The 16,195-nt window shown below is 35.1% G+C and carries 20 protein-coding genes; 2 read left to right on the top strand and 18 right to left on the bottom strand.

Translation table 11 applies throughout. The features are described from left to right. Positions 1 to 52: 52 nt before the first annotated feature. Positions 53 to 1,318, bottom strand: a complete 1,266-nt coding sequence (locus tag ACTJJ9_RS08805) for an ammonium transporter (RefSeq protein ID WP_095299078.1) — start codon at positions 1,316 to 1,318, stop codon at positions 53 to 55. Between the two features lie 529 nt (positions 1,319 to 1,847). On the opposite strand from ACTJJ9_RS08805, the gene ACTJJ9_RS08800 reads away from it, so the two are divergent. Next, on the top strand, positions 1,848 to 2,147 hold the full coding sequence (locus ACTJJ9_RS08800) for a DUF6509 family protein (RefSeq protein ID WP_440768596.1): 300 nt from the start codon (positions 1,848 to 1,850) through the stop codon (positions 2,145 to 2,147). A gap of 192 nt (positions 2,148 to 2,339) precedes the next feature. Here ACTJJ9_RS08800 and ACTJJ9_RS08795 read toward each other — a convergent pair whose 3' ends face one another. The 9 genes from ACTJJ9_RS08795 to ACTJJ9_RS08755 all read right to left on the bottom strand — a co-directional run bounded on the left by ACTJJ9_RS08795 (position 2,340) and on the right by ACTJJ9_RS08755 (position 8,195). After that, on the bottom strand, positions 2,340 to 2,543 hold the full coding sequence (locus ACTJJ9_RS08795; protein ID WP_066330721.1) for a cold-shock protein: 204 nt from the start codon (positions 2,541 to 2,543) through the stop codon (positions 2,340 to 2,342). A 452-nt stretch (positions 2,544 to 2,995) separates the two neighbouring features. Further along, complete coding sequence (gene modB / locus ACTJJ9_RS08790; RefSeq protein WP_174880494.1) at positions 2,996 to 3,655, bottom strand: molybdate ABC transporter permease subunit; 660 nt, start codon at positions 3,653 to 3,655, stop codon at positions 2,996 to 2,998. A 9-nt stretch (positions 3,656 to 3,664) separates the two neighbouring features. Next, positions 3,665 to 4,429 (bottom strand): molybdate ABC transporter substrate-binding protein, encoded by a 765-nt coding sequence (gene modA / locus ACTJJ9_RS08785; protein ID WP_174880493.1) that lies wholly within the window; start codon positions 4,427 to 4,429, stop codon positions 3,665 to 3,667. Between the two features lie 5 nt (positions 4,430 to 4,434). Further along, positions 4,435 to 4,668 (bottom strand): molybdopterin converting factor subunit 1, encoded by a 234-nt coding sequence (gene moaD, locus ACTJJ9_RS08780; RefSeq protein ID WP_095299085.1) that lies wholly within the window; start codon positions 4,666 to 4,668, stop codon positions 4,435 to 4,437. After that, a complete protein-coding gene (locus tag ACTJJ9_RS08775) occupies positions 4,661 to 5,134 on the bottom strand; it encodes a molybdenum cofactor biosynthesis protein MoaE (RefSeq protein WP_174880491.1) in 474 nt (157 codons plus the stop codon). The genes moaD and ACTJJ9_RS08775 overlap by 8 nt, the downstream gene beginning before the upstream one ends. Beyond that, on the bottom strand, positions 5,127 to 5,639 hold the full coding sequence (gene mobB / locus ACTJJ9_RS08770; protein ID WP_440768595.1) for a molybdopterin-guanine dinucleotide biosynthesis protein B: 513 nt from the start codon (positions 5,637 to 5,639) through the stop codon (positions 5,127 to 5,129). Before mobB ends, ACTJJ9_RS08775 begins: the two co-directional genes overlap by 8 nt. After that, a complete protein-coding gene (locus ACTJJ9_RS08765; RefSeq protein ID WP_440768594.1) occupies positions 5,618 to 6,898 on the bottom strand; it encodes a molybdopterin molybdotransferase MoeA in 1,281 nt (426 codons plus the stop codon). The genes mobB and ACTJJ9_RS08765 overlap by 22 nt, the downstream gene beginning before the upstream one ends. 29 nt (positions 6,899 to 6,927) lie before the next feature. After that, the gene (locus ACTJJ9_RS08760; RefSeq protein WP_440768636.1) at positions 6,928 to 7,527 is read right to left on the bottom strand and encodes a molybdenum cofactor guanylyltransferase; all 600 of its coding nucleotides are present in this window, start codon (positions 7,525 to 7,527) and stop codon (positions 6,928 to 6,930) included. A 224-nt stretch (positions 7,528 to 7,751) separates the two neighbouring features. Further along, positions 7,752 to 8,195: a TlpA family protein disulfide reductase gene (locus ACTJJ9_RS08755; protein WP_440768593.1), complete on the bottom strand. Its 444-nt coding sequence runs from the start codon at positions 8,193 to 8,195 to the stop codon at positions 7,752 to 7,754. 523 nt (positions 8,196 to 8,718) lie between these two features. Here ACTJJ9_RS08755 and ACTJJ9_RS08750 point away from each other — a divergent pair. Further along, positions 8,719 to 9,510, top strand: coding sequence for a mechanosensitive ion channel family protein (locus ACTJJ9_RS08750; protein ID WP_095299097.1), 792 nt, complete (start codon positions 8,719 to 8,721; stop codon positions 9,508 to 9,510). A 53-nt stretch (positions 9,511 to 9,563) separates the two neighbouring features. On the opposite strand, the gene ACTJJ9_RS08745 is transcribed toward ACTJJ9_RS08750, so the two are convergent. The 8 genes from ACTJJ9_RS08745 to ACTJJ9_RS08710 all read right to left on the bottom strand — a co-directional run bounded on the left by ACTJJ9_RS08745 (position 9,564) and on the right by ACTJJ9_RS08710 (position 15,948). Beyond that, positions 9,564 to 9,809 (bottom strand): YkuS family protein, encoded by a 246-nt coding sequence (locus tag ACTJJ9_RS08745; RefSeq protein ID WP_095299099.1) that lies wholly within the window; start codon positions 9,807 to 9,809, stop codon positions 9,564 to 9,566. A gap of 132 nt (positions 9,810 to 9,941) precedes the next feature. Continuing rightward, positions 9,942 to 11,072, bottom strand: a complete 1,131-nt coding sequence (locus tag ACTJJ9_RS08740; RefSeq protein ID WP_440768635.1) for an N-acetyldiaminopimelate deacetylase — start codon at positions 11,070 to 11,072, stop codon at positions 9,942 to 9,944. 52 nt (positions 11,073 to 11,124) lie between these two features. Then, on the bottom strand, positions 11,125 to 11,835 hold the full coding sequence (gene dapD, locus ACTJJ9_RS08735) for a 2,3,4,5-tetrahydropyridine-2,6-dicarboxylate N-acetyltransferase (RefSeq protein WP_095299101.1): 711 nt from the start codon (positions 11,833 to 11,835) through the stop codon (positions 11,125 to 11,127). Between the two features lie 150 nt (positions 11,836 to 11,985). After that, positions 11,986 to 12,852 carry a LysR family transcriptional regulator gene (locus ACTJJ9_RS08730; protein ID WP_095299103.1) on the bottom strand — a complete coding sequence of 289 codons (867 nt, stop codon included), beginning with the start codon at positions 12,850 to 12,852 and terminating at the stop codon, positions 11,986 to 11,988. A gap of 65 nt (positions 12,853 to 12,917) precedes the next feature. Then, positions 12,918 to 14,354, bottom strand: coding sequence for an MDR family MFS transporter (locus ACTJJ9_RS08725; RefSeq protein WP_440768634.1), 1,437 nt, complete (start codon positions 14,352 to 14,354; stop codon positions 12,918 to 12,920). A gap of 136 nt (positions 14,355 to 14,490) precedes the next feature. Continuing rightward, a complete protein-coding gene (gene cbpB / locus ACTJJ9_RS08720; protein WP_095299105.1) occupies positions 14,491 to 14,937 on the bottom strand; it encodes a cyclic-di-AMP-binding protein CbpB in 447 nt (148 codons plus the stop codon). Between the two features lie 267 nt (positions 14,938 to 15,204). Beyond that, positions 15,205 to 15,393: an antirepressor AbbA gene (gene abbA / locus ACTJJ9_RS08715; RefSeq protein ID WP_440768592.1), complete on the bottom strand. Its 189-nt coding sequence runs from the start codon at positions 15,391 to 15,393 to the stop codon at positions 15,205 to 15,207. A gap of 36 nt (positions 15,394 to 15,429) precedes the next feature. After that, positions 15,430 to 15,948, bottom strand: coding sequence for a ribonuclease H-like YkuK family protein (locus ACTJJ9_RS08710; RefSeq protein WP_440768591.1), 519 nt, complete (start codon positions 15,946 to 15,948; stop codon positions 15,430 to 15,432). Between the last annotated feature and the right edge of the window lie 247 nt (positions 15,949 to 16,195).

The following is a 16,195-nucleotide window of genomic DNA, read 5'->3' as shown; positions in this document are numbered from 1 at the left end:
TAGTTGTTTTTATTATACTGTGCTTCATAAAATCAAGGGATTTTACCATTTTTTATGAGCCTAGATTTTCTTTCTTATTGTCTATTAACTCAGGGTAACCGTAGCTTCCATGCTCACTAATGTCTAACCCCATAATTTCTTCTTCCTCAGTTACTCTTAACCCATTCATTAGTTTTTTACAAACAGCTAAGATAACAAATGATACGACAAATGCATAAGCCGCTGAAGCAGCAACCCCCATGAATTGAACACCTAATTGTGTGAATCCGCCACCGTAGAATAACCCTGGTAACCCAACTGTAGCTAATTCAGGAGTAGCGAAGAATCCTGTAGATAATGTCCCCCATACCCCTGCAACACCATGTACTGATAATGCAAAGATTGGGTCATCAATTTTTCTCTTTTCAAAAAATCTAGCACTATAGAATACAAGTATACCTGCGATGAAACCGATAACTACAGCTGCCCATGTATCAACAAATGCACAAGAAGCTGTAATTGCAACTAATCCTGCCAAAGCACCATTAAGCATTGTAGGAATATCTGATTTTCCAAGGACCATCCAAGATATAATAAGTGCTGCAACTGCTCCTGCACCTGCCGCTAAATTCGTATTAAGAGCAACAAATCCAAAGAAACCATCATCTACTGACACTGTACTACCCGCGTTAAATCCGAACCAACCGATCCATAACACAATTACTCCTAAAGCTGTGAAAACCTGGTTATGCCCTTGGATATTATTTGCCGAACCATCTTTATTGAATTTTCCAATACGAGGTTTTAATAGTATAGTAGCAGCAAATGCAGCCATTGCACCTGTTAAATGTACAACAGTCGACCCTGCAAAGTCTTGCTTACCATGTTCCGCTAACCAGCCACCACCCCAAATCCAATGAGCAACTACTGGATAAACGAGCGCTGAAAATAATACTGTGAATACTAAATAGATTGATAATTTCGCACGTTCAGCAAAACCACCTAAGGCAATTGTAATCGAAATTCCCGCAAACGCTAATTGGAATAAGAAGAATACGGAAGTCGATAATGCCATTCCTTCCGTCTGGCCACCTGAGTAAAAGAAATCAGATAAGCCGACAAAAAAATTACCATTGCTACCAAATATAAAGCCGTAGCCAACTGCCCAAAACACTAATGACGCAAGACCAAATGTAAAAACTGTTTTACCAGCAATATGTCCTGCATTTTTCATTCTTGTTGAACCAGCCTCTAGTAAAATAAATCCACCTTGCATAAAAATAACTAAGATTGCACCTAACATAACCCAAAGGCTATTCATTAAAAAAGTAGCATCCATTTTACTTCCTCCTCTGTAATAATTACTATCATAAGATGTAAGGAAATATAACATCTTGTTCTTATTTACTATTCTATACGATAATTCTAAAGTGTCAACCAGTTTAACTAAAATTCTGAAAATAGTACGTTAGATTTTCTAACATACATTGAGTAAATTGTAATATTTTCTCGTTCTAATCACCATATTTTTCCGTATCAAATCGTAAATCCATTTCACTTTTGTAAGATACTAACATTTTTTTAGACAATGCTCATTAACTATTTAACTGTCCAAATCGGAATACTGTAGTAATTTCGTCCTGCTTTATTAGCAATAATTTTATAACATACTCAAAAATTTGGCTTCCCCTCCTTTAAACGACTATAATAGTGATTGAATGAACTTATATAATAATTTGTCCAAAGTATTTACAGGGTAATGTACGCTTGAATACAAATAAAATCATTCAATTTTTTTAATAGCTCTTGAAAAAGGCATACTGTTAAAAGGATAATATGAAATGTACATAAGAAATGAGGGAACAAGTATGGAAATTATTGATGCAACAATTGAAAAGTTAGAAGATCCTTTTGGTATCTTATCAGGGGAGCGGTTTGAAATTTTCCTTACGTTAAATATAGAGGAAGATGATGAACTATATAGCGAAAATGGAGTTATGCTAAAACTCATCTATGCGGTTGAAGAAGCTCAATCTAAAATTGTCCAATATGATTTTATTGAAAAGAAAACCGAACAAGTATTAGACTTCGCATTAGAGGATGATGAAGAAAAGGTTATCGATGCATATTGCCAGCAACTAATTAACGAATATGTAGATGTGGATTGATTTCTCTACTTTTGACTGCAATAAAAAGCTGTATAGCTTTGAAAAGTTTACAAGAAACTTCTATTCAAAGCCACTTTTTATGTCAACGCACAGAAAGTAAGCAAGCTTAGGCTATTAGCAAACTTGTTTTTAATTTCAACACATTAAAAAGGCTGACAAAATAAATTTTGTCAGCCACAAATATGCTTATTATTATAATTTTACAACGTCTTCAGCTTGAGGACCACGGTTACCTTCAACAATGTTGAATTCTACTTTTTGTCCTTCTTCTAATGTTTTAAAACCTTCACCAGTAATAGCACTGAAGTGAACGAATACATCGTTTCCTTCTGCAACTTCGATAAATCCGAAACCTTTTTCTGAATTAAACCATTTTACAGTACCAGTTGTTTTCATGAGAGAAACCTCCAAAGATTTTTTAATATGTTACTCTATATTTACTCCGGTAAATAAAAATTCACATATTATAGAGAGTATCAAATTAAGGAGTAGATAATCTCTATAATATGTGAATTATATAGCTCCATATTTGTTCTAAAAATAAATTACTAACGAATAATCTATTTCATCACTCTTATTTATATAATTGAAATCGCAAAAAGCTCAAAACAACGAAAGCCCTACCTCTCTTTCGTCCTTACGGCTCCTAGACCGTGCCAGTGTGAATTGATTTAACGTATCTGTTTAACAGTTATTACTAACCGACAGTAAGAAAAAGCATCCACAACGCACTATTTTTAATGAATTTCTTATAATAAGCACTATATTACTGTAACCTATTATCCTCTAATTGTCAATGTAAGCATTTACTTCCCCTTGTCCTACCGTTAATTCATCTCTTATGTGGCTTATTTTATTTTTATGAATTGAGCTATAAATAATAGACTAGTAGAAATCAAAATAATTGAGATTACCCAGTCCCATGCTAATTCCATATTACCACTATCAATTGCAACATATATAGCTGTTGATACCGTTTGGGTTTTCCCCGGAATATTTCCCGCGAACATAAGTGTTGCTCCAAATTCCCCTAATGCTCTTGTAAAGCTTAAAATAAAGCCTGTTACAATCGATTGAAATGATAAAGGCAACGAAATACGGTAAAAAACTGCCCATTCATTTGCACCATCGACTCTTGCTGCATCCTCTATACTATTGTCAATCATTTCAAAGCCAGCCTTTGTTACTTGATACATTAACGGAAAGGCAACAACAACAGCTGCTATGACACCTGCCCACCAAGTAAAAATGATTGGTGATCCAAATATAGATTGAATGACTTGACCAATAGGACTATTCACGCCAAAAATAATAATTAGGAAAAAACCAACAACAGAAGGTGGAAGAACTAATGGTAAAATAAAAAGGATTTCTAAAAATATCTTCCCCTTCCATTTTAAATTCGCCATTATTTTCCCGATAAGAGTTCCAATTACCATGACAATTGCGCTCGCAATAATGGCAATTCTTATCGATAAAATGATTGGATCCAAAAATTCTGTACTCATCTTTACCCCTCAATCTACAACTTTAAACCCGTATTTTTCAAAAAGCTTTAAAGAATTTTCCCCCTTTAAGTAATCAAAAAATTTTTCACTTTCCTTAAAATGCTTTGTTTTGGCAACAATGCCTACTGGATAAATGATCGGGGAGTGTAATGACGAGTCTATTGTCGCAATTACCTTTACTTTATCAGTCGTATAAGCATCTGTTTTATAGACTATTCCCGCATCAACATTACCTGTTTCTACATAGGATAAAACTTGTCGAACATCTTTTGCTGTTATGATTTTCCCCTCTATATCCTGCCATAAGTTGAGGTTCTCTAAGGCCTCCTTTGCATACTGACCTGCTGGGACAGTATCCGGAATTCCAATTGCAAGCTTGTTAATATGGTGAATATCATTGAATGCTGACATCGTTGACTCCTTAGGAGCTATTAAGACAAGCTCATTCCTCAACAATGGTGCAGTATCTTCTTTCTTTAACATCCCTTTTTCTACCAAATTAGCAAAATGCTGTTCATCTGCCGAAAAAAATAAATCAACTGGTGCACCTTGTTCAATTTGCTTACTTAACATACCACTTGCTGCAAAATTAAGATTAATAGTTATTTGATACTCTTTTTCGTAATTCACTTTAATTTCTTCTAACACATTTTTTAAACTAGCAGCTGCAGATATTGTGATTTCACTTTTCTTTTCAACGGATTCAGTTGATGTGCAACCTACAAGCATAAACAATAAAAAAGGTAGTAATAGATAGCGATATCTAGTTAGCATATCATTCACCCACCACTAACTGGAGGGATAAAGGCGACCACATCACCTTCACGGATGATGTCATCATTTAATGCATATTCTTCATTTATTGCAACCATAACATGTTCAAGGGAACCGACATCATATTTTTCCGAAATCATGGCTTTTAATTGTCCTACTGTAACGTTAGTAATGTTCAATTCAAAACTATCTATTCCTATTCTTTCTTGTAAATGTGCAAACAATAATAGTTTAATCATTTATTGCCTCCTCTGATGGCTTTCCCTCTGGATAGGATATTTTCTCTAACTGATCTCCGATCCATTCCTCTCCATCTTCCCATTTTTCCTTTTTCCAAATCGGAACAATTTGTTTAATCCGTTCTATCGCATACTCATTCGCTTCATAAGCATCTTTTCTATGTGGTGTTGATACAGCTATGACAACAGCAATATCTGATATCTCTAATTTGCCAATCCGATGAGTAATGGCTACCTCCGCATCCTTCCATTTTTCTTTGATTTCATTTCCTATTCTCTCTAGCATTTTTACAGCCATTTTTTCATAAGCTTGGTATTCTAAAAATAATGTTCTTTTTCCATATGTGAATTCCCTCACCGTTCCAATAAAGGTTGTTATAGCACCGGCTTCTCTGCGAATAACTTTATTTGTCACTTCCTCTAATGCGATTGGTTCTTTTACAATTTCAAATAACGACTTACTCAATCGACTCACCTGCTTCATTTGTAATTAACCATTTTATACATTCTTGGTTATTTTCAAATAATTTATATGTATTTACTATTTCTTCTGGAAGTTGAACCTCTGATACTATACACAATACATTCGTTATATTTTCCAGTAGAAAGGCATCCTCTGTAGATCTTATTAAAACTACCTTCGGATAACCTGCAGCTTTATACCCTTCAACAACAATGACATCAAGCGAAAAATGAGAATAGAGCTTTACAAGCTGCTGCAATGAAAAGCTGATGGATTCTGAATTAAGAATTAATGAACCGTTCCCTTCAATCACTGAAACTAGTGCGCCTGCCTCACGATGCTTACCTGTATCCTTCTTATTATCATGATGATGAATTGCACTTACGTGACCATGATGTTTAATCGTTCCAACCTTTAGTTCATTTTTCACTGCCTCTTTTATATAATCAACAACAAATGTCGTTTTCCCGCTATTTTGATATCCAATTACTTGAAGGACTCTGCCCACGGTATATCACTTCCAATTTGATCTTCTATCATTAAGATCTCTACTAAATCTCCAGCTTGATACCCTCTTGTCCCTCCAGGTAAAACAATAAATATATTCGCATCTGCAAGTGAAGTTACAACATTCGATTTATCCAAGCCTACAGGCGTTGCTATTAATGTTCCATCTGAAAAGCTCATCCGCCCTCTTACAAACCGAGTAAATGGGTTAGGCTTTAAAAAATCCTTTCCTAAAACAGCTTTTGTTTTTTGAAGGTGTGGATAATTAGAATGGAGGAAAGTTCTCACGATTGGCCGAACAAATAATTCAAAGCCAACATAACAAGCTGATGGATTACCTGACAATCCGAATAATAATTTCCCATTATATTCAGCAACGGTTGTAACACTTCCTGGTCTCATCGCTACCTTATTAAATAAAACATTCGCCCCAAGAAGTTGATAAATCTCAGGTAAATAATCATAATCTCCTACTGAAACCCCACCGGTTGTGATTAAAAAATCAACCTCTTCTAATGCTTGTTTCACAGCTTCATAGCATGTATTAAGATCATCCACTAGCTTACCGAAAAAAACAGGCTCTGCACCACATCTTTTTACCTGTGACTCGATCATATAGGAATTGCTGTTTCGAATTTTCCCAGGCACTAACGGTTCATCAATCTCTAACAGTTCACTCCCTGTTGCAATGATTCCAATTTTCGGTTTTTTTCCTACCGCTACTTTTGAATACCCGAACGTTGCAAGCAGAGCAATGATTCCAGGTGTAATATAAGTTCCTTTTTTTACAAGGATTGTCCCTTTTTTAGTGTCCTCACCTTTAAAGGAAATATTATCTCCACTGCTAAAACGCCGTTTTATCGACATAAACATCTTTTCATTCTTTTTATAAACTTTTGTTAATTCAAGCATAACAATCGCATCACAGCCACTAGGTATTTGCGCACCAGTCATAATCCGGATCGCTTGATTTTTCCTTAACGTAAAATTACTGACTGCTCCTGCACCTATTTCATCAATAACTTCAAATTCTACCGGGTTTTCAGAACTTGCTTCCGTTGTATCAACTGACCGTATAGCAAATCCGTCATATGGTGACCGATCAAATGGCGGCACATGGTGATCAGCAATTAAATCCTCTGCCAAATATCTTCCATCACTATCTTGTAAAGAAACATCTTCACTAGTGCCTTTTATTGAAAACTTTAGAATTTGATTAATTGCCTCTTTCACCGCCAAAGGCTTTCTTTTCTCTATCATTAAATCACTCCGTCACAAGAACTTTTTTATTATAATTCTTTTATAGTATCACTATTTTGTAAAGCAATGTAATCTTCCTGTGAGTTTATATTACAAAAAGCATCCTGATTAGCAAGAATAAAATTGTCCGACAAATATTTTACATTTATCTTTTCAAGTAGACTCATCATTCTATATCGCTCTTTTTGAAGAGCCTCATCAATATATTCAAAAGTACTATAGTGATAAACACCAACTAACGGATGAATTCTATTATTAATTTTAGGAATAATCGCTAAAGTTCCTTGTTCTCTAGCATCTACCAAACAGCGAATAATTTTTTTATTTATTAACGGTATATCACACGATAAAATCATATACCATTCAGTCTTTTCATACTTCATCGCTGTATATATCCCAGCTAGTGGACCCTTTCCTCTAACATGAATATCGTCCATTAAAATCTCATTACGTGATGTTTCTTCGAAAAAATGCACGATATCAGGATGGCTAATAATGATCTGTTTATTCGTTACTTCTTTCATTGCATCAATCGAATGTTCCCAAAAACATTTCCCTTCAAATTGTGCAAATGCTTTAGGCTGTCCAAATCGTTGTGAACGACCACCTGCTAATAAAACGCCAATCATATTTTCCAAGCCGCGATCAGCTCCTTAGTAATTTTACTGCCTTTTAGATCGAAATGTTGTGATAAATGACACGGGTAGAAAAACATTGACTATGTAAAAAGATCACTTCTTTTTCATTCTATCATCTTATCATGCTCATTTATGCATCTATACACTGAAAAAAGTCAGTTACCAAAGAAGTAACTAACTTTTTAAGCTTTACATTATTATATAATTTTTAACTGTTAATACACAGATACAATACGGCTAACCCGCTTCTCTAGCATTCTCATTCCACTTGCTCCAGCTTGGAAATGACGAAGCTTTCCCTCTTTATCAAACAGATAATAGGCAGGTACATATTTATTTTCAAATGCATTCGTTAATTTTTTCTTACTATCAACAAAGATAGGATGAAAAACACTATGTTCTGCTGCAATTTTCTCAATATCTACAATATTTAAATCATCTTCTGAAATCGGCATATGTACTGCAACAGTATTTAATTTACCTCTGTAATGATCACGAAGTTGATTCACTTGTGGCATCGCTTCCTTGCAAACATGACAGCTAATTGACCAAAAATGCATAAGTGTTGGCTTCTCTCCAATCAATTGTTCTTTAGTAACTTCACCATTTAACCACTCTGTAGCACCCGAAAGCTCTGGCATTGACTCGCGTAATTTCATCTTAATTTCCCTCCACATTGTGTCAATCGTAAACTGAAGATAATGGCGCTTACAGAAAAATCTGAATAAGTTGACTGGAAAATTTATCATTCTATATAAACGCTCAATTCTTTTACAGTGCCATTATAGGAAAGACATCTTAGTCAGTCAATACAAGGCAAAATAGAAAATTAAAAAGGCTCTTTGAACTATCTTTTAAAAAGGCACTTTTTATACTATTGTTGTTTGGCACGCTTAACTTTGTAACGGTTAGTGCGAGAATTGCTGTAGGATGCGCGGGATAGGGGAACAACAGGTGTTTAACCGATAGAATCTTTCCCCCGAGAAAGCAAGTATTGCGCAATAAAATAAATTAATACGACTACTAATAAAAGACTAAAAGATAATGCTATTTTCCTATATTATTCTTTTTACTTAACAAACATTGTATATTCCCCCTATTTTATGTTTAACTATTGAAAGGTAAGGTAACTAAACAAAACCGTTAAGATGGTTTGTAACACTTTTTGAAAGGAAGTTATTTATGGATTTTATAACAAATATAAACTGGGCATTATTATTAACAAATGCAGGCCTCATTATTTTAAAATTAATTGGTATTACCATCGCCTTTTTCATTGTCAGATCTATCGGTAATAGAGTCGTTAAAAAGTTATTTCAACGTTTTCAAGAACGGAATAATATTTCAGCTGGACGTTCTTTAACATTGCAAAGCTTATCTTTAAATGTTTTGTCATATGTATTACTATTCATGTTTATCGTTATGGTATTTCAAGTATTCGATTATGATGCGACAGCATTACTTGCAGGAGCTGGTGTTGTTGGACTAGCAATAGGATTCGGTGCTCAAGGGTTAGTTAGCGATGTTGTTACAGGCTTTTTTCTTTTACTTGAAAAACAAATCGATGTTGAGGATTATGTAACAATTGCTGATTTTGAAGGGATCGTTGAGCAAGTCGGACTTCGCACAACACAGGTTAGAGGATTTGATGGAACACTTCATTTTATTCCCAATCGTGAAATTAAAAAAGTGAGTAACCATTCCCGAGGTAATATGCGGGCTCTTGTCGATATAAGTATTCCTCATGATAAAGATCTAGACCGGGCAATAGCTGTTTTACAAGATGCTTGTGATAAATACCGAAATGAGGATACTTCAATTGTCGAAGGACCAAATGTTATAGGTGTACAAGCACTTGGCTCTTCCGATGTTGTTATTAGAGTCATTGCGAAAACAGAAAATATGCAGCAGTGGGCTGTCGAGAGAAATTTACGAAAGCTTTTAAAAAATACTCTTGATGAAAATGAGCTTTAACCTAATAATTTTCAAATAAAAGAGGTTGGAAAAACTCCAACCTCTTTTCTCTGTTATTGATTAAATTTACTTTCAACTCTTTGACAAATTTCATCTGCAGATAATCCACTTGCCTCAATTACAGATCCCGCAGTCACTGTGTCGCTTATACCCATTATGTTACGATCTTGCCCAGTTATTACACAGCAATCACAGCCTTGTGCATCATTTTCATTTTTTAATTGGACAACATCATAACCCTTTTGTTGCAGTGCTGCTGTCACATCTGACAATGATTGTTCCACACCAATTTTTGGCATCGTTTATCCACCTCCTACATGTATTGTGTACAGAGGTAGATAAAATATACTTTGACTGTACTAAACAATCGCTTACTTCAAAGTATTGCTTTTTAAAAGGGATAATGTTTTTTGAGCGAAAGGAATGATTCACTACTTTTGTTCTGATTTGAAGGTAATATATTTTGCCATAACTTCTACCGCAACTTCTATAGCCTTTTCATTTGGCGTTAATTTTGCATGGTGTAACCCGTAAGGCGAACCAACCCCAAGCCAAAACATAAAGCCTGGAATTTGACTAACCATATAACCAAAATCCTCACCTGTCATCGCTTCAGTACATAACTGTACATCAAAATCTGTTTGTTCAGCAGTATATTCCATAAATTCAGCTGTTAATGCTTCCTCGTTATAGACTTGATGATACATTGCACCATAATCAATTACTGCTTGACAGGAATAGCCGATTTCAAGTCCTTTTACTATAGCTTCAATTCTTTCTTTTACTTTCTCCATGGAGCCTACTGAAAGTGTACGTATCGTACCTTCTAATCTAGCATTTTCGGCTATGATATTTTGAACGGTACCTCCAGTAATTTTTCCGATTGTAATCACAGCACTATCAAGTGGGTCAACATTGCGAGCCACAATTGATTGAAGCTGTGTCACAAGGGAACACGCTGCAACAACCATATCATTTGTATTGTGCGGATATGCAGCATGTCCCCCCTTCCCTTTTAAATCAATAAATAGCTCAGAAGTATTAGCAAATAACAAGCCAGGCTTTGTTGCAATTGTTCCAACCGGAAGCTCTGGAGCAATATGTAATGCAGTGATGATATCTGGTTTCCATTGCATTGCAATTTCACTGTTTAACATTGGTTCCGCTCCACCAGGGCCTTCTTCAGCGGGTTGGAATAAAAATAGCACATGATCTTCAATCGGATTTTCAATAAAATGCGAAAGAATTCCAAGTGCAATTGTCATATGAAAGTCATGACCACAAGCATGCATATAGCCAGGATGTGTTGACTGAAAATCATATCCCGTTTCCTCAGTTATTGGCAATCCATCAATATCAGCACGATATCCAATCGTTTTCTTCGGATTTGTTCCTTTGACAAGGGCAAAAATACCCGTCCGCCACGTTTTGATTTCTAATCGTTCATTAGGAAACTGATTAAGGATGTTTAATAAATATTGCTGTGTTTTCACTTCTTGGAAGCCAATTTCGGGAATTTGGTGTAAGTCCCTACGGATTTGGATTAATTGTTCCTTTTGCATCTTTTCACCACCATATACTGAAGGCGCGGATTTAATCATCCACGCCTACCTCTTATAATTGTCGTAATTCCTGCATTATCTCAGTTTTTGACTTTGTTTTTGCATCAATGTCTTTAATTTTTCTAGCTGGAGCACCTGTTACAACTGTGTATGGTTCAACATCCTTTGTTACAATAGCTCCTGCACCAACAACCGCACCTTTTCCTACAGTCACACCTTCTAAGACAACAACGTTAGCGCCGATGACAACATCATCCTCAATAACAACAGGTTTTGCTGAAGGTGGCTCAATAACACCAGCTAATACTGACCCAGCACCAATGTGACAGTTTTTCCCAACAGTCGCACGTCCACCAAGAACTGCGTTCATATCGATCATTGTGCCTTCACCGATTACACTACCGATATTGATAGAAGCTCCCATCATGATGACAGCATTATCACCAATTTCAACTTGGTCACGAATAATCGCACCTGGCTCAATACGTGCTTTAATCCCTTTAAGGTCTAATAAAGGAATAGCTGAATTACGTCGGTCATTTTCAACTACATAATCTTCAATTTTCTCTTTATTATTTTCAATTGCTTCTTGAATATCAGACCACTCACCGAATACAACTCCGGTATTTCCTGTTAGGAACGTTTGTGCAGATTCACCGAAATTAATTCCTTCTAATTCACCCTTTACATAGACCTTTACAGGTGTAGACTTTTTACTGTTTTGTATAAATGAGATAATCTCATTTGCATCCATCATTTTCATATGTATTTACCTCCTGTTCGATATGTCAATCATCCTTTACTGTATCAAAGGATGATTCGGTTGACAAGCTATGTTTGCTTAATTTTTTCACTGAAACAAAATTATACTATAAACCACCTTAAACATATAACAATTAGTGCCCTATCCAAATTACTTTTCATTACGAATAATATCAATAAATGCTTTTACTTGTTTTAGTTCAAAAGAAGATTCAAATCCTAATAACCATGTATCACGTTCTATTGGCTGTCCATATTCATCTAATAGTGGTATTTTATAAATATTTTGCTCATCTTCCTTTAAAGTGACTGACGGTAATATCGCAAAACCTATACCATTAAATGCCATTTGCTTACATGTTTCAATTTGGTCAACAACTATCGTGCGTTTAGGAGTTGTTTGAAATTGGCGATGCCACCAATCCTGTATTTCCTGATAATAACTTGAATCACTTTTAAATTGAATAAAGGGTCTCTCAGTATGTAGGACATCTTCGACCCGGCTTATTTCTGTATCAACTAAGTATAAAGTATCTGTTAGAAGATGTTCTTTTATCCCTTTCCAATCATGATTCCCTCGAATTATTCCTAGGTGAACATGATCATCATACATGCTTTTTAGTATTTCACTACTCCACCCTGTAATAAGTGAAATCTTCGCATGTGGATAGGTTTGAACATATTTTTTTAATCTTTCAGGTAACCAGTGTTGCCCTATTATTGAGGCAACAGCTAGCTTCAATGTGCCATGCACCTCATTTTCCAGTTCAGAAATTTGCTCCCTAACCTTTTCTTCCTTTTCTACGACCTCTTTTGCAAAAGAAATCACTTTTTCTCCCGCAGGTGTTAACAATAAACCTTTTGGAGAGCGAATAAAGATTTGAAACCCCCAAGATTTCTCAATTGATTGTAATCGTTGTGATAATGCCGGCTGAGTAACAAACAATCGTTCTGATGCTTTTCTCATATTCATTTCCTCAGCAAGTACAACTAAGATTTGTAGTTCTGACGTTTGCATAAAAACACCTTCTTCACATAATTCAGATAGTTCATCTTTTGATTATTCAAATAAAAAGGCTGATGCTAAGTATCAGCCCTTTTTGATTTAGGTAAAAATAAAATAAGCAAAAAGCTAATAATCGCAAAACCAAAAATAAATATAAAGACATGATTCAAAGCAAATTCTAGACCATTCTGCAAAAGATTTCTTGCTTCCTCTGACAAATCGCTTCTTTTTGATTGGTCAAGTAATGTAGTTGTTGAATCTAGGTTAAGATTATCTTTAACTCCATGGTCAGAAAAGTACTGCATGATTTTGCTATTTAAAATTCCTCCAAGCAATGCTGCACCTATTGTACTGCCAACATTTCTCATAAACATATTTGTTGCAGTTGCAACCCCTCTTTTATTCCAGGAAACAGTACTTTGGATTGACACGATAAATGCTGTTAATGTTAGTCCCATTCCGATTCCAATTAAAAAAGAGCCTGCAGCAGCCATAATAGGGCTATTTTCGCTAGATAAAAAGATAAATATAGTAGTACCAACAACTAACGATAAGCCACCTATTAGTGATGTTGTCCTAAATCCAATTGTTAAAATTGCTTTGCCAGAAATCATCGAGGCAATCGGCCAACCAATTGACATTGTTGTTAAAGTTAAACCAGCAATAATTGCTTTTTGTTCCATAACACCTTGGACAAAGGTTGGTAAAAATGAAGAGAGTCCAATTAATATGACACCTGTTGTTAAAGAGGTGAGATTGGCAATTAGGATTGAGCGTTCACTCCAAAGTTCAAACGGCATCATCGGTTCATCAATTTTTCTTTCATAGATAACAAAAGCTATTATCGATATAATTGAGATTCCAATGAGGAAGAGAATTGGAAATGAGAGCCATGCCCAGCGAACTCCCCCTTCGACTAAAACAAACATAAAGGCTGTAACAGCAATAGTAAGAAGGATTGCTCCAATGTAATCAATCTGTGGCTTTTTCTTCTCAATATTTTCATGTAAAAAAAGATATAAACCTATAATTGCCAATATACCTAGTGGAACATTAATCCAGAAAACAAAACGCCAGCTGACAAACTCGACTAAAAGTCCACCAATGGCAGGGCCCATTATCGCAGAAATCCCCCATACACTAGACAAATACCCTTGAATACTTGCTCTTTCCTCCTTTGTGTATATGTCACCAACTATCGTAGTTGCGATAGGCATTACTGCACCAGCACCAAAACCTTGTACAAATCTAGCAAAAATTAACCATTCCATCGACGTTGCTAATCCACATAAAATGGACCCAATTAAAAAGAGTATAATTCCTATAGTTAATATTGGTTTTCTGCCGAATAAATCAGATAATTTTCCATAGATTAATACCGTTACTGCATTCATTAATAAATATGAAGAAAAAACCCAGCTATATAACGAGAAATCGCCTAATTCAGCAACAATTGCCGGCATTGCTGTAGCTACAATTGTCGCTTCAATCGCAGCCATGAACATGGCTAACATCACTGTTACGAGAACAAAAGGTCTTTTAGTTGTTTTTTGTTTAGACTGAAATAATACTTGTCCCAAGAAAAATCAATTCCTTTTCAGTTTAAAATATGTAATTGAAAATGGGGAAAAGAACGACTTTCATCGTTCTTTATCCAATATCAGGTTGGTGCACCCGTTTCTTTAGACGCTTTAAAATTGCCCGTCTTGTAAAAATACCTTCAAACACATGATCTTCGTTTTGAACACATACAAATGGATGATTCACTACAAGGTCTAAGCCAACTTCCAATGTATCATCCAAAAATAATCTTGGAATATTCGTATTCATTACTTCTTCTACTTTCATTTTCTCTAGCTTTTCAAACTCGATTCTCTCTAATCCAAATATGCTATCCATAATTAAATTCATTCCTATTAAACCATGTAATTTAAAAGTTGGATCTAATACCGGAATTGCCGTATAGCCTGTTTTCGTTAATACAAGTAACGCATGTTGTAGGTTGTTGCCAACTTGAACATGGGCTACTTTATCTCCTGGTATCATTAAATCTTGTATTGTCGCATTCATTAACTCTTCTGTTTTAATATTCATCATTGCTGTTTCTTCCTCTCTTCATTTCATTAGCTCTTCACCATTTTCTAATTCGTTAACCGAGAAAGTGTGTGAAAGTGAAACGAATCAATCATCATTGAATAAAAACACCCTTTTCTATCATAACATATTGTATTCATTCTTTTGTGTGAAAACACTTACAAATACTCCTTTACTTGAAATCGAAAAAAAATGATACCTAATTGGTATCTTTGTAATATAATTTGATCTTTAAATACGTCATGAACTTTTTCACCGTTCAGTATTCTATTATCGAATCCTTAATTTTTCATAAAGAGTAAGTAGCTGTAAATACTTCGATTGCTCCATCCTTTTTATCCCTGATTCTATATCATTCAACTCACTGATTATGATTTCAAGTGCATATTGTTGGCTAATTAACGCTTCCGCTAATAATTGTTTATCGTCTAAGGTTAATTTTTTTAACGTCGTTTCCATGTTTCCTCCATAAATTAGAAAAATTTTTCATAACCTTTATTTTGTAAATCGATTCGCATAACTAAAAGCCGTATATGATTCAGGTTTTATCTTTGCTTCGATTCCCATCGCCTCTATTCTGCCAGTCATCTCTTGTATTAACTCCTTCGTCATACCCTTTCTTCCGATATCAAGATGGATTTCAAACAATAAATTAGCCCCTTCATGAACAAAGGGAATTAACAAATCTGTTAATTCATTTAAATGATCAGATATGAAATAAGCTGCTATTTCTTGGCTAAGAGCCGTTTCCATTGAAATTTTCTCTCGTAAGCTTACTATTGGCCTCTTTTCACTATGTAACTTTAAGCAACCCCAAGCTCCCTTACCAACACGATGGATATGGATCGCTGTTATAAACTTTGTCTCCTGATGATGAACATGGGAATCAGAACAAATCGATAGGACATATTCTGAACGTGGATCTTTTAGCAAAAAGCCTTTTATACGCTCGATTACTGTTGCAAATGACATTCGCTTTTCTGAGACATTATAAAAGGTGAAAGATTCGTTCATATCATTACTCCTTATCATTAACCGCTTTTGTCAAAATTGCCTTTCATTACATTATATGACGTCAATAAGTTGAAATATGAGTTGAATCTGAAGAAAACAGGAGGTGAACACGTTCGATTTTATTTTAATAAGAAAAACCGGGCATAGCCCGGTCCTTTTCATGGTTAGAGAATATCCGATAATTTGTACTCTATGCCATGTACCCCTTTATAATACTCAGGATACATTTCACCCCCACATTTTTCAC

Source organism: Metabacillus sp. 22489, assembly GCF_052044855.1.
Lineage (GTDB): Bacteria > Bacillota > Bacilli > Bacillales > Bacillaceae > Metabacillus > Metabacillus niabensis.
Note: the sequence above shows the minus strand (reverse complement) of the source record. Positions and strands in the feature narration are given on the sequence as shown.